The sequence below is a fragment of the Bacillus sp. AL-1R genome (assembly GCF_052180195.1).
Lineage (GTDB): Bacteria > Bacillota > Bacilli > Bacillales > Bacillaceae_G > Gottfriedia.
Window position 1 is genome coordinate 3,808,654 of record NZ_CP197469.1, and the last position, 26,363, is coordinate 3,835,016.

The following is a 26,363-nucleotide window of genomic DNA, read 5'->3' on the forward strand; positions in this document are numbered from 1 at the left end:
CCATAAGTACCCAGAATGATCAAAAGCATTTGTCTTATCGAAGCGGGGTCTCTGATGAAAAGCGGAGTTACCATTAATGGTAATGAGCACCACTTTAGCAGACGAAGCATCAAAGAAAGCGAGCGCTTAGCGAGCAGTCTGGGCAAGCCCCCATTTCTTATTTTGGTGAGCCTTGTTCAGTTTGTAAATTTTGTTTATCCCACATTCTAAAGAATGGGAAGTAAATTAAGAATGCGACAACGAGATTAATCAATTGCATTGCAGAACCTCTCCAGTTACCTCCAGTTGCTAGCCAACCGCCGATAATTGGTGGAGTCGTCCAAGGAATTGCAATACCATGTGTTTTTGGAGCAAATCCCGTTTTCATTCCTATATATGTGGTGACAACAAGTACTAATGGCGTTAGAATAAATGGAATTAAAAGCAATGGATTCATTACTACAGGAGCACCGAATGTAATTGGTTCATTAATATTAAAAATACCAGGTCCAATCGATAGCCTTCCTAATTGTTTTGCATGCTGACTCTTTGCAAATAATAACATCATAATTGCAAAACAAATTGTTGCACCAGAACCACCCATGTAGATGAAGATATCAAAGAATTGTTGTGTAACAACATTTGGCATTGCATGATGTGATTGCAGAGCTAAACGGTTTGCATCAGTTGCTGCTAACCATACTGGCCCCATTACACCACCAACAATTGCCGCACCGTGCAAACCAACTGACCATAATAATTGAATTAATAAAACAGCAATTAACGCGCCAGCTAATGATCCTCCAAGTCTACTAAGTGGATCTTGTAAGAGATCCCCAACGACATTGTGTAGAGTTTCATAGTGTGTATTTTCAATTAATAAACGAATAATCCATACTAGTAAAATGACTAAAAATGCAGGGAATAAAGCAACGAATGATTTACTTACACTAGGTGGTACGCCATCTGGCATCTTAATAACAAAATTTCTTTGAATTACCCATCTATAAATTTCAGTTGAGAATAACGCAATTATAATAGCAACAAACAGACCCTTACTACCTAACAATGCCATAGGAAGTACCCCGCCTACTTTAATAGCAGCAGTTGCTCCTTCTGGAGAAAACATTGTGAAGTATGGCGTTGATAATATAAATGCGGCAATCGAGATCGCACCAGCATTCAATGCATCTACTTTGTAATGTTCAGCGAGTCGATATGCAATACCAAATCCTGCAATGAGCGCCATTATATCAAATGAAGCACTTACAGGATAAAGAAGCTTAGTTTGCCAGGCCTCACCGAAGGTTTTTGCCATAAAATCTGGATATCCGTCAAATGGTAAGAAGCCTAAAATTAAGAAAATGGAACCGACAATAATAAGAGGCAGTGTTAAAATAATTCCATCACGCAATGCTTGCAAGTGTCTTTGACCTGCAATTTTACCAGCAACAGGCATTACTTTCTCTTCTAACATTTGAGTAAAGTTGGCCATCACAAATCACCCCTATATGAAATTATGAACCTATTAAATCGATTGCAAATTTCAGGACCTCTGCTCCTTTACACATCCCGTAATGAACCGGATTGATGGCATCAACTGGTATTCCTTTTTGTAAACCTTCTTTTTTTAATTGTGGAAGTAGGTACCTTACTTGGGGACCTACAAGTAATACATCTGCTTGATCTAGATGATTTTTAACATCATTAGCACCCACTGCCCAAATCCTTGCATCAATTCCTTCAGATTTTGCAGCAGCTTCCATTTTTGTAACTAATAAACTTGTAGACATACCTGCAGCACAACATAATAATATGTTCATTTCATCCCCCTTTCTCTCTAAGGAAAACGCTTACAATGCAATTAAACTTCTACTAGCAAACAGAATCGATCACTTACCTCTCTCCCTCTAGAATTTTAATCTCAAGAAATATATATTCATCATTTTGGACATTAGGACAAATATAAAAAATATTTTTTTATGAATTAACTTTATAAATAGCTACTCCAAAAGTCGCTTAAAATAAAGCATTGTACAAGCCTAAAGTATGATATCTTGTCAGAGTAATCGATCGATTTTGCGCTGATCGTAGGCATAAATATTAAAATAGTATTTTCATCTAAATATCCTAAACATGAAATATTTTAAATGGTAGCTAGCTCTAAAAATGAAAAAGGAAATGGTTATAATTAAAACCATTTCCCTTTTCTATTTTAACTTTCAATCATAGTTTTCGACTAAGACATTCAGTTTTTTGATCTGTTCTTCGATTCCAGTATCCGCATTAATGAATATTTGATATGTGTCATTTCCTCTTGTTCCTACAAATTCATAACAAAGGACTTCTTGATTTAGTTTGTTTAAAATAATCGCTTGACGCTCTTCCATTATTTTCAAGTTTGAATTAATTCCCTTACGTGCTTCTTCAACCGAAATTTTCGGTTTTGGGATCGTTCTATTTTTAAGTGCAGCTAAATAATTTCTTGATGAAAATCCAACTATACTTCCATCATCCAGTGCAATTTTCATCGTTACTGATTGAGGATAAATCCTTACGTCGTCTTGCTTTGTTACATAGGTAAATACCCCGATTGTATCGTATTGCGAGCTTTCAGTAAGTTCCATATTTGAGAATTTATTGCGTTCTAAAAATTTTAGACCTTTAATTGAAGCTTGATTTAAGTCGATTTTCTGTGGCTTTATGTCTCGACTATCAATTACCCAGACAGGATATCCTCCCTTTTCGGTAATATCCATATAAATTTCACTATTCGTCTTTGGTTCCTTTATTTCTAAACTATAGTAACGATCTTTCAATTTCTTACCAGTAAGCTCAGCTTTAATTTGGGCCGTACTATTTAACGCTAGAAACTTTCTAGCAATATCCTTTGCTTGTTCTTCTGTTATTTTCTCACCTTTTACATTCGATAGATTTGAACGATTTACTTTATAATTTGTCAGCGAAGGTTCTGCATTTGCATCAGAATATGTCATTACATTCTTTTCAACCGTTTTAAACCCATCAATTATGACGTTATTTTTAGGATTTTCATCCCTGGCATAGGCTAGTTCTACATCCATCCAACGCAATTTATTTTCAAATACCATATGCTGAACTTTTCTTATTTCACCTTGAATTTCAGCAGAGTTCTCATATAATTTTTCCAACGTAGCATATTCATTTTCGGTTAATGGTTCTTTATCCAAATCTCTTACAGCAGTCCGATAACTAAAATTACCAATATCAGTTAGAAACTCCTCTGTTTTATTAATAGGTAACAACCTCAAAGGCAGTTGCCCAACATTGGAGTGTGCTTGAGAAGTAAGTCCCCATACTTCGACTAATGCTGGTGAGATCGATGCTTTCGATTTCATTGCCAATGTGTCGCCAATTTTATCGTGTAATAGATCAAGTTCATACGTTAATTCATGAAATGCACGTTGATAGTTATTTTCTGCTTGTATATTAATTTCGTTTTTAGCCTTATGCTCTTGGTAACCCCAATATGATGTTCCTAAAATACCAACTGCTAAAACTCCTATTGCAGCTTCTTTAATCACACAAACACTCCTTTCCTATCGGCAAAATATATGTCTGCCAATTTGTTTTATTTGTGGTCGACTCCAAATCCAAGCACTTGTTGCTGTATCAGGATTAAAATAATAAATTGCATTTTCACTTGGATCCCAACCATTTATTGCATCCAGTACAGCTTTTTTTGCTGTTTCATTTGGTGTTAAATAAATTTGTCCATCTGCTACTGCAGTAAAAGCACGTGGCTCAAAAATAACACCTGAAACTGTATTCGGAAATGAAGGGTTACTTACACGGTTCAAAATAACTGCGGCCACCGCCACTTGTCCGATATATGGCTCACCACGCGATTCACCATAAACTGCATTAGCCATTAACTGAATGTCATTTTGCGAATAACCATTTGGCACATTCGATCCAGCAGTGCTACCGCTATTTTCATATTTGGTAGCTTTCACTAACATTGCTTTTGTCTTTGCCCCTACAACTCCATCGACTGGCATTCCGAAATTATTTTGAAAATTCCGTACCGCCCAGTATGTGTTGTATCCAAAGACACCATCTACTTTACTAGTGTAATAACCGTTGTATTTTAAACGAGTCTGTAATTCAATGACATCTTCTCCAGTTGCACCCATTTGAAGCACTTGGTTTGTAAAAGCACTTACATTGTTTGGTTGAACATTACTAAAAAAACTAACAAAGGCGATTAAAAAAATTAACGGCCCTTTTAAAAAAACTAGTTTCCTCATTTCAAACCTCCTAAAATTAAAACATCTCTATTTGTATTTTTTTCAAGAACTCCCAATTTATGTAAACATCTTTGAAATACAATAAGATTTCTTTCCAACATCTAAAAATAAGTCAGTTTTTTTACCCAATAAAAAAAGGACCTATTGGCCCGATTTTTATTTTCTATTAAAGGTTACCCCTTCACCATATACTCGATCATAAATCACCCAATCCCAAATATCATTTGAATGATTTTGAAGCACCCAATCATACCATGACTGTTCAATCTGATTGTTTGTTAAGACTTTCATTAAGAGAGGTGCAATTTCGTAGGATTCTAATTTTAGATTTCCTTTCTCTAAAAATGGCTTCGAATAGTTTCTTATTTTGTCCATTGTATTTTTGTCATTGCTCCAAATCCACATCGGTGTTTCATTATACCAATCTTGTCCTTCACTCTTCTCCACTGGTGCTCCCCAATGCTCATATGTTGCCTTTTTATCGCCAAATGTTGGACGATGATCTCCATAAAAAAGGACGATCGTAGGGTTCTTACGTTTTTTAATTTCTTGCCATACTGAAACTAGAGAATTACCGCTTTTATAAATACCACTTGCATAACTCTCCACTTTTCCTTTTAACTCCTCATCCATAGGCACTCCACTAACTTTCATGTTTTCTTCAGGAAAGTGGCCTTTACGCCAATCAAAATGATTTTGCATTGTCACAAAAAATACAAATTGACTACCTTTTTTATTAATTAATGATAATGCTTTTTTCGAGCCACATTCGTCAGATATGTATGAGCCAAATTTTTTACAAGAAGTTAAATCTGTTTCCGACAAAAATTGATTAAACCCTATGTTAGGATAGACTTCTCTCCGTTTAAAGAATGATGTTTTAAACGGATGAAGTGCGATTGGATCCATACCAAATTCTCTAACATCTTGAATGAAACTAGGAGAAGTTCTATTTGCCATTTTTCCTTCTTGATATGGTGTACGATTTTCAAATTTCCGCTTTAATTTTAAACTAGTTAATATTTCAAACTCTTCGTTAGCTGTCCGACCACCAAATGTATTACTAATTAAAGTACCATGAATACCTTCTTTTATAGACAAAAGAGGTGCATTTGGATTAGTATTCCATTTTAATTTCATGTCATCTAACATGCTATATGCTTCACTTTGAATCACTAAAACATCTGGTAATTGTTTTTGTTTAGGTACAGTGAGTGGTTTTAAAGACTTTAACTCTTTAATAACCTCATTTTTTACTTTAGACGATAGTTTAGGTTCTTCGCGTTTGCTATTTACATAGGTTACTAAAAATGCATTATACATCCCATATCGTTCAACACTCGTTTCATAATTCCACGGAATATATTTTACATTCGAGTTTTTTACAAAATAAGCGCATCCTTCTTTCGTACCAAATGAAAAAAATACGCCAAGCGATACGATTAAAAGAAATCGCAGACTATTTTTCTTCATAGAAGCATTTCGCCATTCTTTATATGCGAAAAAAGTTCCTAAAAATAAAAATGTAATAGCGGCAAGTAGTCCACCCCATTTAAGAAGAAATGGAAGTTTTGAAAACTGTAAAAATACGATTGGGTCACGCAGGAAAAATAAATCACTTGGATGAAATGGTTCCCCAGTATATTTAATTTTTTCTGATAACGCATATGAGAACATTCCGATTGAGCCTACAGTAGTAATTAAGATCCACCAAACGTTGTACCCAAGCACAAGAAGTCCTACTATTAGGATTAAAACAATGACTGAAACAATCAGAAAGTTCCACTTAAAAAAATCTGTTTCGATCAAGTTCTGATATAGATTAACATTGTTCTTCCACAAATAATTATGAGACCAAATAACAAGTAAATAGCTACAGACCAATCCGATTAGAATTGGTCCTAGCAAATTAAAACTCTTTTTAATCATAATGAATCTACCCTTTACAAAATTATTAAAATTAACTTTGTTTATATTCGCTTTTACATTGATTTCTCATTCGATAATTCTTCATCAAGCTGCTGGAATTGTTGAATTACTTTCTCCGTAACTAATGATTCAAACACTTTAGTAGCACCTTCAATATCGCCTATTTCTGATTTGTATTTTGTTTCAAACCTACTAAGAATACTACCTTCTTCAACTATTCCCCATATATTATTCCCACTACCTTTGTAATCGCTTAATTTAGAAGGTAAGTATGGATTAATATTTTTGTAATCCTTCGTAAATGCGTCATTAACAATTAGACAATCAAATTTTGTTGTGAAATTTAAAAACTCCAAAAAGTTAACGTATGGGTTTACTTTTACAAGCTTTTCAATCACTTCACCTGAAAGTTCATTTGCTAGTGATTTAGGATCCGAAGTGAAAACATGAAGTTTAATTTTATCTCGTAGTTCAGGTTTAGTTAACTTAAGCCCTTCAATTATTTCATTTAATTTTCTCGTTTGATAAAACGTTCCAAAGTATCCAAGGTTTACTTTGTTTTCATCAATCTTATATTTACTTGCTTTAACGTAATAATACTGCTTCGGTAAAGTCGGTTGATGACAAATTTTTGCTTTGCTTAAAATGACTTCTCTCATTTCTTTTATTGGGAACATTTCTGACATGTATTTCAATTGATTTTCGTTTGTAAAAATAATTTCATCTGCAAATGCATAAGCAATGTATTCGCACCAAAAAAACATATTGTTATTAAACGTTATTGGAAAGTTTTTTTTCTTTAATAGAGCATTTACTTTTTTATAAAACCCTAAATCAATAATGGCAGACTTTCGTTCATTTCCGTGAATATCTAATAGAATCGGATCAGAGAATTCTGCAATCCATTTTGCCTTCGGGTTTTTTAATTTATATTCAAATGCTAAAAAGTGAGAAGCAGGCCATAATGCTCGGCTATAAATCTTATGATATGTACCATTTTTTCTTTCATTAAGCTTAATTTCCTTAAGCGATTTTTTAATAAAGTCTTTCATTGATTTCCATTGTTTAAAACTACTCGTAGATGATATTTCCATCCGATTATTAATAAAACCATCCACCATTGCATTTTGTCTATAATCAACATCCCTTACTTTGGACATGTTATTATAAATTACGTCCACCACTTCATTATTTTCGATAATACGCTTAGCCATAACAGTTCCACTCGTATCAACGTATGGTGGGAAACAATAGGAAATAATTAAAGAACGCGTCTGGCTATTGTATAACTTAAAATAAGGGAAATAGACGAAACAATGTTTATTTACTTCTTCGATTACCTTATCCCTCAATTCATTATTATTGTTTATATATCTGTCGATAAACCCATATTGAGCATGTATTTTTCCTTTAATGAATTGTTGGATTGTTGGACTATTCGTTTCTCCTAGTAGTCCATCAAGATGTTTCATGACTTCCAAACGTTCTTTTACATTAAACTCAAAAGAATTATTACGTCTAGAAACTGAGTTATCTCTTAAAACTCGATAATAAATTGCCTGCTCCTCTAATGGAACAATTTTTAGATGAAAATGATGCAAAGCAAATAATTTTGTAAAGAATACTACATCTTCTCCACTTTTTAAACCAAGTTCGTACCGCCCCGTTCTTACTTTCTTTGTTGGTATTAACTTACAAGCATTCATTGTTAAAACACTATTTAAATCCGTATAAGTAAACATTTTAGTATCTAATGCTTTTTTAATTTGCGAGTTAACAGGATTATTAGGGTTAAGTTTACCTTCTAGGTCTACGTCAACAACTTGTGAAATAACAACAGAATCTTCATCTGCATGATCGAATAGTTTTTCAAGAAAGTTAGGTGAAATATAATCATCGTCATCTAAGAATGTAATGTATTTTTTAGATGCTTGTTCAATCCCCATATTTCTTGCAGCAGAAACACTAGCTTCTTCTGAATGAAGAATGGTAAAATGTTGAATAGTATGTTCCTTCATGAAATTCATTAATATCTCTTCTGTATGATCTTTTTCTCCATTGATAATAAAGATTACTTCAAAATATTTAGGTGACAAAGTTTGATTTTTTAATGATTCAATACATTTTTTTATTACTTTTTCACCTTTGTATGTCGGGATGATTACGCTAATACCGTTTACTAATTTTTTAAAATTGTATTTTGAAAATATTAAGTCTTCCGGGATTTCCTTTTTCATTCGTTGGTAAATTTCAATCTTCATTTTTTCTATTTCTTCTAATCTTTGCTGAATTTCAAATTTGTTCAAAACTTACTCACCAACCTCTTAACTTTCTAATTAGCCATCTTTTAACTTTCCAATAAAACTGAATGAATCTGCCAAGCTTCGAGTGCATTACTTTTCGATATCGTTCTTCCATTATTTGAATTTCATTTTCTAGCTTTTCAATATACTTTAAATTTTTATATTGCAGCTCTAACGCTTTTTCTTCATTCATTAATAAAGTTAAGAACTGTTCATAAAAATGAGACTCTATTTCCATATTATTTAAATTCGATTTAAACTTATTTAATTTTATAAACCAACTAGGTATTTCTAATTCATTCTCATATGTTTCTGCATTTAATGAATGAGTTCTTGGATCGATTGTCATCTTGATGAGTCCTTCCTAATAGCTTGAATACTTTATAATATGCCCTAAATAAGCAGGTTTTTTTCATGAAATGAAGAATTAGAAATCATTTCTAAATGAAAAAAGACAATCACCTAATCGGTATTTGTCTTAAAATACATTACTATTTTATTTTAGATTTGGATTTGATGATCCCTTTTAAATTTGCGAGATACATCTTCATATACTCCTGAACCAAACATCACACCTATTAAAATTAAAATAAATCCAACTACTTGAGTTAAAACAATTTTTTCACCTAAAAATAATACCGCGCCAATAAGTGAAAAGAATGGATTTAGATTTAAAAAGATGGCCGCCTCTGTTGTGCCAACTTTACCGAGGGCAAAATTATATAGCATATGCCCCATAGCTGTTGCAATAACGGCTGATGCAAAAAATACCGCCCAAATTCCTACTGAATGATGCACCATACTAGCCATTCCACCTGGCTCAAGAATTTGGCTAATTCCAAATAATATAATTGAACCCATAACTAGCATATATCCAGTCATTAATCTTGGATCTAATGTTTTTGAAACCTTTTTTATTAAAACAAAGCTAGATGCTTGCGCCAATATTGCTAAAAACACATAAAAATCGCCATGTGAAACGCCATGAAAACCTCCACCGCTCTGGAACACAATAAATGCAACACCTGCAAAACCAAATAACACGCCTAAAATTCGAACAAAGTTCATTACACTACCTAAAAAGAAAACCGACAATAAGGCTGTTAAAAGCGGCCCCATTCCGAGAATTAGCCCCCCGTTTGATGCTGAAGTTTGAGAAAGACCGATCGATAAAAAATAATGATGTGCAACGACATTCAATAACATCGCAAAAAAAACATACCCAAACTCCCTCTTAGTAAGCAGACGAACTTTTTTTATTAAAAATAAAATGATAAAAACACTTACTCCAGCAGTGAAAACACGAATAGCTGTCATCGTAACTGGCATAAAGTTCTCTACTAGAACTTTAGTGGCAATTACATTAAATCCCCATACCACCATAATACAAAATAAAATGATATAAATTTGTTGCTTCTTCAACTTCCCCACTTCTTTCTACTGGCCAAAATATAAAAAGAGGGAACGTTCCCCTCTTTTAAAAACTTTTAAGTACTTTTTCTAATATAGTAAATTTTTGAGAATTATTCAAAGTGTATGCTCAAATTCACTAAAAATATGTTCAATATTTTTCTTAAAAATAAGGCTCTGTTAAAGTAAATTGTTGATTTTTGAACAAAAGTAAAAGACCACTATTTTGTGGTCTATGCTGTTTCTTATTGAACTAACGCATTGCGTTAGTTGCATAAGGACTAATTTTCTGAATCAGTCATTTCGTAATTTTTGGCTAATATCCATCCACTGAGACCATAGGATGCCATAATCTCATAATATTTATATCTATTCATCATTAAGAAATCTTGTAGTTCAAACACATCATCATAATACATTGGCCAACAGTAATCTTTTTGTTTTTCTAATAATTGCTCATTTTCAGCACAAAATTTAGATACATCCGACTCATCTATCCCAAATAATATACTTCCTGGTATTTGCGTTTCAAAATAATGGGCAAGTACATCTGTAAATAAAACATCTATGTATTTATTTGTTTCAGATACGGTGTGAAGAATTATTTTATTTTTTGCTAATTCCACCTCATATCCAATAATTTCATTATCGTGAATTCCCATAAAAACTCCTTTAAACTTATGCAACTAAAGCACGCGTTAGTTGAACAATACTTGTCCAAAAATCATCCCAATAATTAAAATAGATGAAATTCCAGAAATCATTGTTAACAAGATTTTTATTCTTTTTGTTCTAAATTTGAAACGACCATATACTTTAAAAATTAGAATAACGAGTGGTACCTGTAAAATCCCAAAATATATCCGATCAACAGTAAATGGGGCGTTGTAATATTTTTCAGTATAAAAATTTATGCTCATAATACAGCTAATTAATATGAACTGAAAAATAATAAATTTAGTATGTTTCATTATGTATTTTCCTTTGTAATCTATATTATTTTTAAATAAAAGCTTAACTTAATAATTCTACTTCAATTTACATATCCTCTTCCATAATGACTATTCTTGTAATCCAATTTTATCAAATCTGAATACCTTGGTGTATTCTTTTTCTTACAATTCTTATTCAACTAAACTGCCATTTAGTTCAATAAGAATATCAACAATCTTTTATAACAGAGCCAAAAATAAAAATACTACCCTTGAAAAAGGTAGTATTTTTATCATCAAGTACCACAGAAAGTCTGATAAGGACGATCCGGATCAGGAGGTAGTGTACAATAATTTATCTGTTCTTTTGATTCAACAAATGGAGTAGAAAGTGCTTTAAGCAATTTCTCCATCACGCTATAATCTCCGTTCTCTACCGCTGCTTCTAGAGCTTCTTCTACGCGATGATTTCTTGGAATGACAACCGGATTATTGTCTCGCATTAATTGAAGAGAGGCTTCTTTTGATTCTGATTGTCTACTTAATCTATCCTGCCACTGCTTCTCCCACTGTTTAAACTCAGATGAAGCAAATAAAGGTAGCTCATCTTGATTACCGTAAGATAACGCTCTAAATGTATTCGTATAATCAGCTTTTTGCCTTTCCATTATTTCAAGTAACTCATCAATTAATGTCTTATCTTGTTCTTCTTCATTAAATAGGCCTATTTTTTTTCTCATTCCTGCGATCCAATTATCAACATAAATAATAGGGTATTCAGAAATGGCATTCTGTGCTATTTCTAATGCCTTTTCTTGATCATCATGCAATAAAGGTAATAATGTTTCAGCAAATCGAGCCAAATTCCATCCAGCCATTTTTGGTTGATTTCCATATGCATAGCGACCGCGTAAATCAATTGAGCTAAAAACAGTTGCAGGATCATATGCATCCATGAATGCACATGGACCATAATCAATTGTTTCACCACTAATCGTCATATTATCAGTGTTCATCACACCATGTATAAAACCAACTAATTGCCATTTGATAATTAAGAAAGCTTGGCGCTTAATGACGCCTTGAAGTAGTGAAAGATATCGATTCTGATCATTTTGATCAATTTCAGGATAATGCCTTTGAATTGTATAATCAGCAAGTTCTTGAAGTTCATTCACACTGCCCCATCTGGAAACATACTGAAACGTACCGACACGAATATGACTAGCAGCAATTCGTGTCATTACTGCCCCAGGTAATCGAGTTTCACGCTGGATTTGTTCACCTGTCGTTACAACGGCTAGGCTTCTTGTAGTTGGTATCCTTAACGCATGCATCGCCTCACTTATAATATATTCGCGAAGCATCGGGCCAAGTGCTGCACGACCATCTCCACCTCGTGAATAAGGTGTTCTACCTGAACCTTTCAGTTGTACATCAAATCGCTCATTTTTTGGCGTAATCTGTTCACCGAGTAATAAAGCTCTTCCATCTCCTAGCATATTAAAGTGTGCAAACTGATGCCCTGCATATGCTTGAGCAAGTGGCAATCCACCTTCTGGTACTCGATTCCCGGCAAAAACATTTACACTTTCTTCGCTTTGAAGCGATTGAACATCGAGACCAAGTGATAATGCCAATGGCTCATTTAGAACAACTAATTTCGGCGAACTGACCGGATTTAAGTCTTGAATAGCAAAAAAGAATTCCGGTAATCTTGCATAACTATTGTCAAAATTCCATCCTGCATCATTTTTTACGTTTCCCTGAGTCATCAGATCCCCCATTTCCATTTTTTTCCTTTTTAATATGTACTCTCTACATATATCAAAAAAACCATAGATTTTCTATGATTTTGTTTTGACAATCCATTCTACAGTTAGTGTCTACTCCACAACTTCAATCTATTCTAACATTGTATTTAGCTCGTTTTAATAAAATAACGGCTACTCAAAAGCAGCCGTTTCTTTAAAATTCCTATTTATCAACAATTTCTCTATCCTGGATACTGCTTGATGTATGAATAAATTTATTATAAACAGTATCACAAAGTTTAATCGCACAATAACCTAATAATCCACCAAAGGTATTTAGTATTAGATCATCCACATCAAAAACCCCTAAAGAAAAAACAACTTGTAAACTTTCTATGCATAAAGTAAAACAAAAAGAACCAACGAATACGCCTCCAAATGACATCCCTCTATTTTTCGACAAGAGAATAAGAAACATTCCAAATGGGATAAACGCTACAATATTTCCAACTAAATTACTAAAATCTGGCCAAGATGATAGTCTATGACTATTAAGGAATATTGTTTTAAATGGGATAAAATTACCCATTTTAAATTCATTTATGAGATGAACAGGGTTCCCTAGATTCGTCTGTAGTTGATCCGTAAGATAGGTTAGATCTCTAAAGCGGAATTTAAAAAGAATAACTCGAATGATTGCATATAGATAAAAGGCGAATAGTGCAAAAACAATTAGTTTATTCATTAATTTTACGATTTTCATTTTGCAATGCGATCCTCCTTTGAGTTATTAAATACCGTCACAATCACACCATCCATATTGTTTCCTGATAGTTCATAATGAAGATTGGTAGGCACCTGAATCGTCGTACTTTTACGAACGGGGTAATAAGAGATTTTGTATTCTTCTCCATTTATAGTAGTTGAAATAGACTTTTGTTTTTTTAAGAAATCCAAATACTCTTCTAAAGAAAAATTCTTTTCTTCCATAATCACACTATGTGGCAATCCTACATAACGAATATGCCACGGTTCATACTGAATACCTGTAATTTGTGTTTTATCCTTTGGATAGCGTATGATAAAGCCGTATTTCCAAGCATTATTTGCTAGCCACTTACCTTCAGGTGCCTCATTCATTTTCATTTTGGTAGAACCTACATCAAGTGATAAACCTAAATTATGTTCACTACGACCCGCAGGCATGGCATAGTCTGAACCCATTTGTTGATAAAGCACATTTTGCTCATCAAAGTCTCTGAAGCCGCTATTAATTTTAAAATGCCTAACCCCTTCATTGTTTGCAGCAATGATCATCTTTAAAAATTTGCTGGCAACATCCTCTGACAATTCGATGTTCGTATCAAACAATTCATATCCCTTTGTCAATTCTTTGTGAGTAAATAAGTTTAAAACATCTTTTTTTATACTCCCTTGGTGCACTGGAAATTTTTTGTTTACCAAGAGTAAATTCCCTTTATAGACCGATTCTTTTGTTATGCTCTTCGTTTGGAAACTTTCAGAAGACTTACTATCATCTAATTGTTCATCGTTCATTTTTTTATCTGTTTGTATGACTACGCTATCTTGAAGCGTCGTTTCTTTATTCACGATTGTAAAACTAAGTAAAATTACTATTATCACTAAAAATCCCCACTTCTTCATTATCACATTCCTCCTATTTCTGATTGATTCTAGAATAGGAAAAATTTTTTAAATAAAAAGTGGGGTAAACTTTAAATTTTTCTTAAATACTCTTTTAAACTTGGTCAATTGAGCTACTTTCTTGCGGTAATCGAACTTCAAAAACTGTTTTGATTACACTACTTTCTGCTGTAATTGTTCCATTATGTTGTTCCACAATATTTTTTGCAATGAATAAACCGAGACCTGTGCTATCTTCTTGATGAGTTCTTGCTTTATCACCAGTATAAAACATATCAAAAAGATATGGGAGTTCCTCAGGAGGAATACAATCTCCGTAATTAATAACCTGAATAACCACTTCTTTCTCATCAACAAACCCATTAATATCGACAAACTGACCATCATATCCATAACGATTTGCATTCGTTAAAAGATTTTCAAACACACGAGCTAACATCTCTCCGTCACCTAAAATAGGCAAATGTGGCAGCAGATTCATTCGTGCAATCAAATGATTATTCTCGAAAACAGGATACAATTCTTCTTTTAATTGAAACAGTAAATCACTTAAATTTATTTGCTCTTTTTCAAGCGGTAACATCCCATAGTTCATTCTAGTTATTTCGAATAATTCATCGATTAGCTTTTCTAAACGCTGAGATTTAGTAAAAGCAATCGTTAAGAAGTGTTTAACTTGTTCCTTAGTTAGCTTCTCATCCTTAAGAATTAAATCCAAATAACCTAATACACTGGTTAGCGGAGTACGTAAATCATGAGCCAAATTTACAACTAACTGTTCTTTACTGTTTTCTGAAAAATCGCCTCTTTGTACAGCTTCTTCTAATTTTTCACTTGCTAGATTAATTGCTTGAGCAATATCTCCAAATTCATCATTTGATTGGATTGAAACTCGATGTGTAAAGTTGCCACGTGCAAGATAATGAATTCCGTTTGCTATTTCTTTAAAATAAGTAGAATAGGGCTTAGTGAGTAAATAGAAAAACAATATCGAAAGTGGGATAAATAGAAATAAAAAGAAGTTAACGTCTCCAATACTCTGCATGAATTGACGAAGCTGGGCCAAAGGGTCACCAAAACGAACCATCGTGTGATAATAAAGCTGTAATCCTTTAAAAATTAAATAAGTGATCATACCAGCCAGCATCATACTTAAACCGAATAATACGATTATTTTGGAGCGAAAACTGTGTATAATTTTATCCATTAAAAGAATACCCCACTCCCCAAACCGTTTTGATTAACTTATTTTTTCGTTTATCTTCTCCGAGTTTTTTCCGCAAGGTGCGAATATGTACCATTACTGTATTACCACCTTCAAAATAGGCATCACCCCAAACGAGCTGAAAAATAGTTTCTACACTGAAAACTTTCTTCGGATGTCTAGCTAATAAATACAAAATATCAAACTCTTTCGGCGTTAGCCCAATGTTTTCACCATGAAGCAAAACTGTCCGTTGATCAGGGGAAATCATTATTTCACCAAATTCCAAAAGAGCTTTATGATCATCTACTTTCGGTTGGTTCAACTTCATAAAGCGTCGCAATTGAGCATTCACACGTGCAACTAATTCAATGGGGGTAAATGGTTTTGTTATATAATCATCTGCTCCAATAACCAGTCCTTGTACTTTATCGAAATCAGATGTTTTAGCACTCAAAAATATGATTGGCATATTATGCCGCTCGCGAATGAGCCGAGTTACCTCATAACCGTCCATTTTTGGCATCATAATATCTAATATCAACAAATCTATTGACCCAGTCTCGACTACACGAACAGCCTCATGTCCATCTGAAACTTTAATAATATGATACCCTTCTTTTTCTAAATGTAAGGCTATTAAATCAGCAATCTCCTGTTCATCATCCGCTATTAAAATAGAGATAGGTTTCATTCATTTCCCTCCTTTATCGTCACATTCAGTGGATGATTATCCAATTATATATGCTAACGATGATTTCTTTTAAACACTAAAAATTAATAATTCGGGTCACAAACCAGCTTTGGTTCTCTGTATTATTTTCTATTATTTCCTCTTATTCTTCAAGAATATGGTCCAATTTGGTATATTGCTGAACTTTTTCAAAATATTATTTATAAACTTCTTGCTCTTTATAACATAAAAAAATACCCCTTTAGATCATCTCTAAGGAGGTATTTCTTCACGGCGGAAAAGATGATTCTACTAAAAGCTGCAGATGCAACTTTAGAGTGTTGAAAAATGAGCTTGTCAACTACGCCAATCTTTGGTTGATTTCCACTAAAACCTGTCATGAGTAAGGAACATTCTAATTTTTGCTGGTTTACTTCCTCATGAACCTGTTATGAGGAAGTACCTTTCTATTTTTCGCTAGTATACTTACCCATGAACCTGTCATGAGAAGTACCTTTCTATTTTTTGCTAGTTTACTTCCTCATGAACCTGTCATGAGGAAGTACCCTTCTATTTTTTGCTAGTTTACTTCCTCATGAACCTGTCATGAGGAAGTACCTTTCTATTTTTCGCTAGTTTACTTCCTCATGAACCTGTCATGAGGAAGTACCTTTCTATTTTTTGCTAGTTTACTTCCTCATGAACCTGTCATGAGGAAGTACCTTTCTATTTTTTGCTAGTTTACTTCCTCATGAACCTGTCATGAGGAAGTACCTTTCTATTTTTTGCTAGTTTACTTCCTCATGAACCTGTCATGAGGAAGTACCTTTCTATTTTTTGCTAGTTTACTTCCTCATGAACCTGTCATGAAGAAGTACCTTTCTATTTTTTGCTAGTTTACTTCCTCATGAACCTGTCATGAGGAAGTACCTTTCTATTTTTTGCTAGTTTACTTCCTCATGAACCTGTCATGAGGAAGTACCTTTCTATTTTTCGCTAGTTTACTTCCTCATGAACCTGTCATGAGGAAGTACCTTTCTATTTTTTACTAGTTTACTTCCTCATGAACCTATTATGAGAAGAAGCTACATGATTGAAATAAAATACTCATGTAGCTCCTTTTTGTAGGCTTGTCTGTTTAAAATATATTATTTCACAGCTCATCGGGTCGACAAGGAGGCACACTCGACACGAGCTAGCCTCATGACGCGTTTAGCATAAGTTCCAATGTTTACGGATAAATCTGCTAACCTCCGATAAATTCGTATTGTTTGCGATAGTTCTGAGTACAGGGATTGCTTGAACATCATCAAGCTGAATGGGAATGGGAAGCTGTGGGTTGAGGCGGAAAAACCCTTTCCCGAGCAATTGAGAGCTCATCAATACATCAGCTTCTTCCGTCCCTTCAACGGTGATCGTTAAAAGAGGAACTGCCGGTTCGTGCGGTTCTTGTAGATTCGGAGGAATAAATCCCCAGCTTGGTGCGGTACCAATAACTTGATTATTGCTACTGAAAAATCCCCATTCACTGGTGTCCTTTTGAATACTATATGGGAAGAATCCGGTGCCGATTGATAAAAGGGCAATTTTGCTGAGTTCTTGTTTGCCTTTTTGTACGGCAAAGGAAATTCCTACAGTACTCGGATCATTGGCGACCACAGCTCCATCAATAAAATGTTTGAACGCAGGAAAATAAGCTGGAAAAGCGCTGCTAGCCAACGCGACATCGATTACCTTATGCTCCAAATACGGAGATTCAGGAAAATTGTTAAAGAATACAGGGGTCCAATGCCCTAATTTACTGTTGGATAAAGCAAACGCTGGAACGACGACTCGTTTATGCAAATCTTTTAAACGGAGATTTTTGGGAAAGAAAGAACTTAATACTTTGATTAATCCTTCATTTTTATATTTTGTAGTGGTTAAAGGTCCACCAGGTTGTGGAATGCTAAAAATTTCCTCGACCGTATCTACATTGAATGCAGCATTAATTTCTTGCGGTGATTTTCCGCTTGCCAACCCTAGGGCAATAATTGATCCAACAGAGGTTCCGACAAGCAAATTTGTTTTTTTAATCAATTCGGGAAATTTTTTGTCACTGGTCAGTCTTGTTAGAAGTTGGCTGCTTAAAGCTCCTCGAACCCCACCACCATCAAAAGTTATCACACGATATTTTCTAGACAATGAAACACCACCAATCTAATTAAATCACTATACTTTATTCCCTCTAGTCCAATTTTGAAACTGCACTATACCTATATATTCACATATTTTACTATAATCTGAGCCCACCCCAGAACCACGACCTACTTTAATCCATTTATCAATTTTAGATGTTCTCGTTCTTTTTGACATAAAAAAATACCTCTTTAGATCATCTCTAAAGAGGTATTTCTTCACAGCTTTTTAATACTTACTTTTAGATTCCACACTTCAACTGAACTTGACAATTATCACATGTATTACAACCACCATGTTCAACTACAGTACCTGCAAGGCAAATTGGACAAGTGTCTCCGTTTTCTACACCTACGTTACCAGTTTTAACTTGTGCAGTTTCATCCGTTTCGTTTTTCGTTGTATCATTTATATTTTCAACTGTTTCTAATTCTACATCTGTAAAATCATTTTCTTCATTTGTTAGCGATAGTACTTGGGCATCACGAGAACCATCTACATAAACAGTCCCGCCCTTTGCTCCACCTTTGTGTAATCTTTCATACACTTTTGCTACTTGTTGAACAGAATAACCTTTAGGCGCATTAACAGTTTTACTAATTGAAGAATCGATCCATCTTTGGATAATACATTGAACATCAGCATGTGCCTCTGGAGAAAGGTCCATTGTACCAACAAATTGTTCTGGTAGATGCTCAATCATCTCATAAACATTTTCTTCAGTTACTTCATATCCATTAGCTTCTAACCATTCAAGTGCGATATCAGCTACAACGGGAATAAATTTACCTAAACGTCCCGAACGGAAGTATACAAAGTTAAAATAAGGCTCAAGTCCGGTGCTAACATTCATCATTGTTCCAGTACTTCCCGTAGGAGCAATTGTTAATAAGTGCGAATTACGAATACCACTTTTTAAAACTGCTTCACGAATTTCTTCAGGCATTTTTTTCATGTATCCTGAGTTAATGAAACGTTCGCGTCCATCTTCAAAAGTCGCTAAGAATGGAAATTCTCCCTTTTCTTCCGCTAATTCAATAGAAGTTTTATAAGCAGTAGTTGCGATTACTTCAAAAATTTGATCAACTAATTTATTGCCAGCTTCTGATCCATAAACTAGTCCACAACGGATTAGTAAATCATGTAATCCCATTACACCTAATCCGATACGGCGTTCACCTTTTGCTTGCTTCGTATTCTCTTCTAGGAAATATGGCGTTGCATCGATTACATTATCTTGCATTCTCGTTCCGATTTGAACGGTTCTCTTTAACTTTTCCCAGTTCACCTTACCGTTTTGAGTCATTTCGGCTAAGTTAACAGCTGCTAAATTACAAACAGAGAATGGAGCAAGTGGTTGCTCTCCACAAGGGTTAGTTGCAACTACTTTTTGTCCATAAGATACAGCGTTCGTCATTTTGTTTGCATTATCTAAGAAGAAAATTCCTGGCTCAGCAGAATAAGTTGCACAAATATTGATTAAATCCCAAAGTTCTTTTGCTTTTATAGTGTGGTACGTTCGTACACCATATCCACGTGCAGCCCATTCACGTACATCTCCACATTCCTGCCATTCTTGATCATAAATTAAACGCATTTCATCGTCATAGTTTTCTAAATCTGGGAATTGAAGCTTAAATTCCCCATCATTTTCAACTGCTTCCATAAAATCATCAGTTAAACAAACAGATATATTTGCACCTGTTAAAAACTCGGGGTTGTGAACTGAATACTTGCCACCGTCTTTAAGCAGTTCTTTTGCCTGTTCAATTTCAGGTGTATTTAAATTTCCTTCTTTTGTTGCAATATGAATCAATGCTTCATAAGCTGCTTTTTCTGTTGTACTAATAGGTTCAAACTTTAATTTACGCTCTACTTCTTCACGAATTAATTTCGATTTTGTCGTTTGCGCAATATAGCGTAAAACTTTTGGATTTTGGTTCTTTGATACGATAAACTCGACTATATCAGGGTGATTAACGTTCATCATAATCATTTGCGCTCCACGTCTTGAACCGCCTTGAATAACTAAATTCGTTAATTCAGATAAATCATGTAACCAAGATACCGACCCACTTGAGCGTCCATTCACACTATAGACAATTGCATCGCGAGGACGCAAGGTTGATCCGTTTGTCCCAACGCCACCACCACGTGACATAATTTCCATTACCTTTTTACGATGTTCACCAATTCCATCACGAGAATCGTGAATATGAGGCATCACATAACAGTTAAAGAATGTCGTTGAAGCACCTGTACCGGCACCAGCCAAAACACGTCCCGCTGGTACAAAAGTTTTGTTTGCTAAAATTTCATAAAACATATCTTTTACTTCGGAGAATTTTTCAGGAGTTTCTGCAGATGCAAGCCCACGTGCTACACGGTCTGCAATTTGTTCGTAGAAGATTTCAAGTGGTTTGTCTACTTTATTAAATGCAACTGTAATGATCGCTCCGTCTTCAAACTGAGAATCTAATTGAACAGTTACTTCTTCATGACGATCATCAATAGCAATTACTTCACCATAACCACGACGAGGAAACTTTGGATCGTCCTTATATGTTAGTACAACTAGGTCACCTACACCTAATGTAATTAGTTTAATATCTTTAAATGCGTATCGATCTAACATAACCGTTCTAGATACACCTTTAAATGTTGTTTTATGCATCTCTGGATTAATAGGTGTAATCATTGGAAAATGCATTATGTCTTGATTTAATTTCTGTATATTAGCAGGTAATTTTGCATCAATTATTGTATTTATCATCACCTGTTCCTCCTCGCATAGATTATATCGATTTTACCATATATCGATATATAGGTGTTCTCTTTCTTTACAACACCCATATGTAGTATTTATCCCGTCTCAACAAAATATAAATATACCGACTTAAGAAGTAAAAGTCAATGTAAACGACTGAAATAAACATATTTAAATTTGCACTTTTCCCTACAAATTTCATTGACAAATAAAAAATATACAAGCATTGCTTATTCATCCTTCCAATAGAAAGTTTGTTCATATTATTTTTTGAAAAAGTACTAAATTTACTATTAAAAAGTGTTACAATTTAAAAATAGTAAAGAATGGAGAAATCATATGGTAACTTGTAATGAAACTAGAGTCATTAGAACAAATTTAGTACTGCCCAATGATGTAAATAGTCATAACACTTTGTTTGGTGGAAAATTAATGAATGACTTAGACATAATCGGAAGTATATCAGCAATGAAATTCTGCCGATCTTCAATTGTAACTGCTTCAACCGATTCAGTTGACTTTCTACATCCAATCACGATGAAAGATGCAGTAATATTTGAAAGTTATGTAACTTGGACTGGCACTTCATCATTTGAAGTTTTCGTAAAAGTAACTGCAGAAAACTTAAAAACTGGAGAACAGAAAATCGCTGCAACCGCATTTTTAACTTTTGTTGCATTAGATCAGGAAGGTAACTTAATTAAAGTTCCACAAATTGTTCCCGAAACAGAGGAAGAAAAATTCTTATACCAAGGCGGAGAAGAACGCGCTAAAATCCGTAAAAATAGAAGAATCAAAAGTAAGGAATTAGCAGACTTTTTTTACAATAAATAAAAAATGGGACGACAAATGTCGCTCCATTTTTAGTTTGTTATACAGTCATTTTCCAATTAGAAAACGCTAACCAATCTTCTCTTTCTTTATATTCTGGAATAATTTTACCGACAAGTCGCCAAAAGGACCTGTCGTGATTCATATGAACCATATGACACATTTCATGGACGACTACATAGTCAATCACATTTTGAGGAGCCATTGCTAGCTTCCAATTAAATGTTAGTTGCCTATTTGAATTACATGTCCCCCAGTTTGTTTTACTATCAGTTATCTTAATTGATGATGGCTTCACTCTAAAGTTGCTTTGATACTTCTGAATACTCTTTTCAACTAATGCTTTAATTTGTTGGTAATAAAACCTTTTAAGTGCTTGTTTAATCCGCTCATCCTCTAGTTGTTTGACAATAATATTTAGTCGATTTCCTTCAAAAATTACTTGATCTTGCCCAATAGTTTCATCGTGTGAAATTTGTATAGGATATGATTTTCCTAAATAAAGAAATGTCTCACCAAATTCATAAGTCCGTTCTTTTGGCCCACGAAGTCGCTCTTTCATTTCATTTGATTTTTGAATAATCAACTCCCAGTTCGCTTCTAAAACTTCAATGACACTTTCTTCAGGTGTGTCTTTAGGAGCTCGAACTTCAACATTCCCATAAGCGTCTATATAAATACCGATTGATTTTTGCTTTTTATATTTTATATGAAAACTAATTGTTTCGTTTAAATATGTATGTATCATTTATATTCACCTATAATTTTACCCTCTTGATTACTAAGAAATTAGCTACTTTATATAATATACAGTTTTTATTAAATGAAGTGGAGATTTTTAAAAGAATAATTCAAAGTAAGTCAATCACGAAAGATTCCCCTACATTTGAATACCACCAGTTGAATTTGTTTCAAAGCGACTATGATTTAATAGATGTAAGTTTCTTTCAATATTCTTGGATTCTCGAAAACGAATTGCCCATAAACCAACCTTTAGCATCCAACTACTTGGGCGTGCGACCATATTTCCAATCGCTGCAACTTCATTATCCTGTACTTTAATCAGCCTTTCCCACTCACTTTCATTCGCTGCAGCCAGCGTTTTCGCAAAATCCCATGCGTAATTTCGAGACTTCTCTAGACTAAAGTTTATGATGGCCTTGGATGCTTTTGGATCAACATGATCTAAAAAACCAATCCAAGGTGAAATTCGATCCATGTCATCCCTTACCTCATCTACTAATGATGCTAAAACACTATTTATTTTCATAAAGTCATTGTAAAGAGCTAAAATATTAGCGTCTTTGCATACCATTGCAGCAGCTACCCCTAAATCCAAATTAATATGAGCATTAATGCCAAGCAACAAATGCTGTAGCAAAATAGATTGACGGTTTTCTGCAAGACGAAAAGCCAATTGCCAACTAAGACTTAAAGGTTCTCCATTTAAATAGTTTTTAAGTGCATTTAAATAGAAATTGGCAAAATTCACATCCAGACTTTCCATTCTTGCTCCATCTTCAAACTGATTAGTTAAAATTCCATCTTTCACTTTAATCGTTACCAACCGATATAAAGAAGCAAAATAGCCTAGTTTGCTTTTGGTATTATTACTCATCGAAATAATCTGATCTAACTGTTCAATTACATCATCGATTGTACTTGCGTTTCCTAATTGCTTTGAAAGACTATTCATTCCTCACGCTCCTAACTTTCGTGAAAATATGTTGTATTAAATTTGTTAACCAAAATGCTTTTTGTGTTGAAATGATACTGATAGTTGGGGATATCTTGTCATATTCAGTGCGTCTTTTGAAAATTCCTTCGTTATCGAGAACACTTTATGAATTTTGCTTTCATAAAAAAATAAAGAGCAACTCATCATGAGCTACTCTTTTGATTAAAGTTTGCAACTAAATATCAATTAATAGATTTTTCACGAATTCTGATCACTCTCATCTAATTTATCAAAATCCTTAAGCAATCCTTGGATATTTTTTTCATAAACAGTTCCAACCTTTACAATAGGCGGCTCAGGACGCGAACGAGCATAAATGCTTTCGTAAATATCTTCTATTTCCTCTCCTGTTAAGTCGCCTCTTTTTAGCAACTCTTGTGCGATTGAGTGTACGAAATCGGCGTGATCAGTAACGAGTTTTTTGACTTGGCTCATTTGGTCCTTTAGAAGAAGGTTAATTTTTGGTCGTAGTGCTCTAAGTCCCTCTGCTTGAGAGCCTAATGCATTCCAGCTGAATAACTCATCACCCATTCCAACTAACCCTAAATATGCACCACCAAGAAGGGTTGCTTGTTGCAAATCAGATGTGACACCGTTTAATTTTTTGTGAAGAAACTCTTCTTCTACTGCTCTTGCTGCCAAACAAACTTGGATTGCAGCGAGTATTTCACTGTCGCTTCGATTATATCTTTCTGTTGTTGGCTTAGTTGCAGCCAGACCAAGTGCGTCTCCCCTACGTATAATTGTTACCTTCCATACTCGATCATGTGGTTTTAATAAATATTGAGCTACGGCGTGACCAGCTTCATGATACGCTACATTTCTCTTCTCATCTTCACTCATGGATCTAAGTGGCTGCTTAAGACCCCACTCATACGTTTCCATTGCATCTCGGAAGTCAGTATAATTTGCAACTTCAGCACCACGCTGATGAGCAATTACGACAGATTCATTCACGATATGTTTTATTTGTGCTGGACTATATCCAATCGTATCAAGCGCAGCTCGCTCTGGTGTTAAAGTTGAATCGATTTTCACCTTTTTTAGATAATATTGGAAAACATCAATACGTCCATCATAATCAGGAGAATCTACCCAAAGTTTTCGGTCAAAACGACCTGGTCGTAGTAATGCTTGATCAAGTACATCAGGTAAATTTGTAGCAGCAATCGTCAGAACCGCAGGGCGCTCTGCTTTCTTTTTACGTAAACCGAGCGAGCGAAGAAATTTAGCTATTTTAGAATTATCAATGTTTGGAGGATCCATTTGCAGTAAAAGTTCATTCAATAATCCAGAACCCATTCCCATACCGAACAAACCACCACCAGCGGCACCTCCTCCTTGACGGGACATACCAATTGCATCAACTTCATCAATAAAAATGATACAAGCTCCATAAAGATTAGCTAACTTTCTAGCCTTTTTGTATATTCCCATTACTTTCAAATTCCCTACACCAAAGAACATATTTTGAAAACTCGGAGCCGAAGCATAAGCAAAAGGTACTTGAGCCTCATTCGCAATAACTTGTGCAAGATAAGACTTCCCTGTACCAGGAGGACCACAAAGCAGCAACCCACGAATTGCCTCCCCGCCCATTTCCTTAAATTCTTTCACACCTTTTAGTAAGGTTACGATTCGTTTTGCATTTTCGACAATCTCAGGGTTTCCACGATAATCATCCCACGTCGATCCGGTCTCACCAGGTAAAATCCAATAAGTACGACCTCTGGCTAGAAACCAGAAAATTGCGACAAACTGGATGATCGCAAGTGAAATCATGACGACAAACTGAAATAAAAGACCAATAATCGATAATGCTACACTCCAGTACGTTGGCCCTCCTTTTACAAGCACAACGCCGATAATAACAATAATAGCTAACCAAACTAATACTCTTCGCCATTTAACCCATTGATATTTTGTCATAAACATTCTTCCTTCTAGGGAATTTTTTGAATATTCTATGAAAAAATCAGCCCATTGGTGCCTAGAAATATATGTATGCAAAAACTAAATAAATTTGTTCATTTAAACAAAATAAAAAAGCCACTTTTAAATAGGCTTCTTTGTTCGTTTACAAAGTCCAATCTCTGTCCCCTGTAAACTGAAAAGCCCTCCTTAAAAGAGGGCTTTCAATACTTATTGAAACTTACTAAAAATATCTTTCAAATACTTAATAACAACAGCGATTCCGCCGATAAAATAAAATGCAATTAAAATCCATCCAGTAGGATCAAGTGCAAACATTGATATTAAAAACTTCAGTGGAAAAATGAAGTATAAAATATCCTTTAAATAACCAAGTATAAAAGATGTATCGAATGAACCTTTCCAGAATGAACGGATAAATGCTATTACAAAATCAAGAATCATTAATCCAGTAACTGCCCATATAGTATATAGCATCCAATCCGCAAGTCCGAATCCTAAATCCATAGTTATCACCACCTTACATCATACTATTCAAAGAAAATAGGCTGGTGATATAAATTTACTTAATTTTCTGATAACAATTCCCAAACCTTTTAAAGACCGTTGTTCTGTTCTTTATCCATTTGTTTATCATATTAATTTAATAAGATTAATTGCAAAATTAAGCCTTTGTTCCCACTTCATTTTTACTAAAATACTCTTTTACTAAAATATTTTTTATACGGGAAGCAGAATATCAAATTTCCTAACTAAACGCCGCTTTCAAGCTACACAAT

The 26,363-nt window shown here is 34.3% G+C and carries 22 protein-coding genes; 1 reads left to right on the top strand and 21 read right to left on the bottom strand.

Going from position 1 to position 26,363, the window contains the following annotated elements; all coding sequences use genetic code 11:
* Positions 1 to 157: 157 nt before the first annotated feature.
* The 17 genes from celB to ACSBO6_RS18420 all read right to left on the bottom strand — a co-directional run bounded on the left by celB (position 158) and on the right by ACSBO6_RS18420 (position 21,089).
* The gene (gene celB / locus ACSBO6_RS18340; protein WP_098845132.1) at positions 158 to 1,474 is read right to left on the bottom strand and encodes a PTS cellobiose transporter subunit IIC; all 1,317 of its coding nucleotides are present in this window, start codon (positions 1,472 to 1,474) and stop codon (positions 158 to 160) included.
* Between the two features lie 22 nt (positions 1,475 to 1,496).
* Positions 1,497 to 1,802, bottom strand: a complete 306-nt coding sequence (locus ACSBO6_RS18345; protein WP_025671987.1) for a PTS sugar transporter subunit IIB — start codon at positions 1,800 to 1,802, stop codon at positions 1,497 to 1,499.
* A gap of 399 nt (positions 1,803 to 2,201) precedes the next feature.
* The gene (ypeB, locus tag ACSBO6_RS18350) at positions 2,202 to 3,542 is read right to left on the bottom strand and encodes a germination protein YpeB (RefSeq protein WP_098845131.1); all 1,341 of its coding nucleotides are present in this window, start codon (positions 3,540 to 3,542) and stop codon (positions 2,202 to 2,204) included.
* Positions 3,543 to 3,557: 15 nt separating this feature from the next.
* Positions 3,558 to 4,268: a spore cortex-lytic enzyme gene (gene sleB / locus ACSBO6_RS18355; protein ID WP_098845130.1), complete on the bottom strand. Its 711-nt coding sequence runs from the start codon at positions 4,266 to 4,268 to the stop codon at positions 3,558 to 3,560.
* 156 nt (positions 4,269 to 4,424) lie between these two features.
* Entirely contained in the window at positions 4,425 to 6,197 is a 1,773-nt protein-coding gene (locus tag ACSBO6_RS18360) for an LTA synthase family protein (protein WP_498843776.1), read from the bottom strand.
* 53 nt (positions 6,198 to 6,250) lie between these two features.
* Positions 6,251 to 8,503 (bottom strand): glycosyltransferase, encoded by a 2,253-nt coding sequence (locus tag ACSBO6_RS18365; RefSeq protein ID WP_098845128.1) that lies wholly within the window; start codon positions 8,501 to 8,503, stop codon positions 6,251 to 6,253.
* A 7-nt stretch (positions 8,504 to 8,510) separates the two neighbouring features.
* Positions 8,511 to 8,849: a hypothetical protein gene (locus tag ACSBO6_RS18370; protein ID WP_098845127.1), complete on the bottom strand. Its 339-nt coding sequence runs from the start codon at positions 8,847 to 8,849 to the stop codon at positions 8,511 to 8,513.
* A 152-nt stretch (positions 8,850 to 9,001) separates the two neighbouring features.
* Complete coding sequence (locus ACSBO6_RS18375; protein ID WP_098845126.1) at positions 9,002 to 9,922, bottom strand: DMT family transporter; 921 nt, start codon at positions 9,920 to 9,922, stop codon at positions 9,002 to 9,004.
* A 269-nt stretch (positions 9,923 to 10,191) separates the two neighbouring features.
* Positions 10,192 to 10,572 (bottom strand): hypothetical protein, encoded by a 381-nt coding sequence (locus ACSBO6_RS18380; RefSeq protein ID WP_498843777.1) that lies wholly within the window; start codon positions 10,570 to 10,572, stop codon positions 10,192 to 10,194.
* A 566-nt stretch (positions 10,573 to 11,138) separates the two neighbouring features.
* Positions 11,139 to 12,617 (bottom strand): protein adenylyltransferase SelO, encoded by a 1,479-nt coding sequence (locus ACSBO6_RS18385; RefSeq protein ID WP_098845125.1) that lies wholly within the window; start codon positions 12,615 to 12,617, stop codon positions 11,139 to 11,141.
* Positions 12,618 to 12,819: 202 nt separating this feature from the next.
* Positions 12,820 to 13,359, bottom strand: coding sequence for a VanZ family protein (locus ACSBO6_RS18390; RefSeq protein ID WP_098845124.1), 540 nt, complete (start codon positions 13,357 to 13,359; stop codon positions 12,820 to 12,822).
* Positions 13,356 to 14,261 (bottom strand): VanY-A/VanY-F/VanY-M family D-Ala-D-Ala carboxypeptidase, encoded by a 906-nt coding sequence (gene vanY / locus ACSBO6_RS18395; RefSeq protein WP_098845123.1) that lies wholly within the window; start codon positions 14,259 to 14,261, stop codon positions 13,356 to 13,358. The genes ACSBO6_RS18390 and vanY overlap by 4 nt, the downstream gene beginning before the upstream one ends.
* A gap of 94 nt (positions 14,262 to 14,355) precedes the next feature.
* A complete protein-coding gene (locus tag ACSBO6_RS18400; protein ID WP_098845122.1) occupies positions 14,356 to 15,468 on the bottom strand; it encodes a HAMP domain-containing sensor histidine kinase in 1,113 nt (370 codons plus the stop codon).
* Positions 15,461 to 16,159: a vancomycin resistance response regulator transcription factor, VanR-F/VanR-M family gene (vanR, locus tag ACSBO6_RS18405; RefSeq protein ID WP_098845121.1), complete on the bottom strand. Its 699-nt coding sequence runs from the start codon at positions 16,157 to 16,159 to the stop codon at positions 15,461 to 15,463. The genes ACSBO6_RS18400 and vanR overlap by 8 nt, the downstream gene beginning before the upstream one ends.
* Positions 16,160 to 17,350: 1,191 nt before the next feature.
* A complete protein-coding gene (locus tag ACSBO6_RS18410) occupies positions 17,351 to 18,322 on the bottom strand; it encodes a patatin-like phospholipase family protein (protein ID WP_498843778.1) in 972 nt (323 codons plus the stop codon).
* Between the two features lie 27 nt (positions 18,323 to 18,349).
* Positions 18,350 to 18,493, bottom strand: coding sequence for a hypothetical protein (locus ACSBO6_RS18415; protein ID WP_286138524.1), 144 nt, complete (start codon positions 18,491 to 18,493; stop codon positions 18,350 to 18,352).
* Between the two features lie 64 nt (positions 18,494 to 18,557).
* Positions 18,558 to 21,089: a vitamin B12-dependent ribonucleotide reductase gene (locus ACSBO6_RS18420; RefSeq protein WP_098848399.1), complete on the bottom strand. Its 2,532-nt coding sequence runs from the start codon at positions 21,087 to 21,089 to the stop codon at positions 18,558 to 18,560.
* A 333-nt stretch (positions 21,090 to 21,422) separates the two neighbouring features.
* On the opposite strand from ACSBO6_RS18420, the gene ACSBO6_RS18425 reads away from it, so the two are divergent.
* Positions 21,423 to 21,917, top strand: coding sequence for an acyl-CoA thioesterase (locus ACSBO6_RS18425; protein ID WP_498843779.1), 495 nt, complete (start codon positions 21,423 to 21,425; stop codon positions 21,915 to 21,917).
* A gap of 37 nt (positions 21,918 to 21,954) precedes the next feature.
* Here ACSBO6_RS18425 and ACSBO6_RS18430 read toward each other — a convergent pair whose 3' ends face one another.
* From ACSBO6_RS18430 to ACSBO6_RS18445, 4 genes are all read right to left on the bottom strand, one after another.
* Positions 21,955 to 22,662 (bottom strand): M48 family metallopeptidase, encoded by a 708-nt coding sequence (locus ACSBO6_RS18430; RefSeq protein WP_498843780.1) that lies wholly within the window; start codon positions 22,660 to 22,662, stop codon positions 21,955 to 21,957.
* Between the two features lie 132 nt (positions 22,663 to 22,794).
* Positions 22,795 to 23,610, bottom strand: coding sequence for a DUF5995 family protein (locus tag ACSBO6_RS18435; RefSeq protein ID WP_498843781.1), 816 nt, complete (start codon positions 23,608 to 23,610; stop codon positions 22,795 to 22,797).
* Positions 23,611 to 23,850: 240 nt separating this feature from the next.
* A complete protein-coding gene (locus tag ACSBO6_RS18440) occupies positions 23,851 to 25,581 on the bottom strand; it encodes an AAA family ATPase (protein WP_098848403.1) in 1,731 nt (576 codons plus the stop codon).
* 213 nt (positions 25,582 to 25,794) lie between these two features.
* Positions 25,795 to 26,091: a hypothetical protein gene (locus tag ACSBO6_RS18445; protein ID WP_098848404.1), complete on the bottom strand. Its 297-nt coding sequence runs from the start codon at positions 26,089 to 26,091 to the stop codon at positions 25,795 to 25,797.
* Between the last annotated feature and the right edge of the window lie 272 nt (positions 26,092 to 26,363).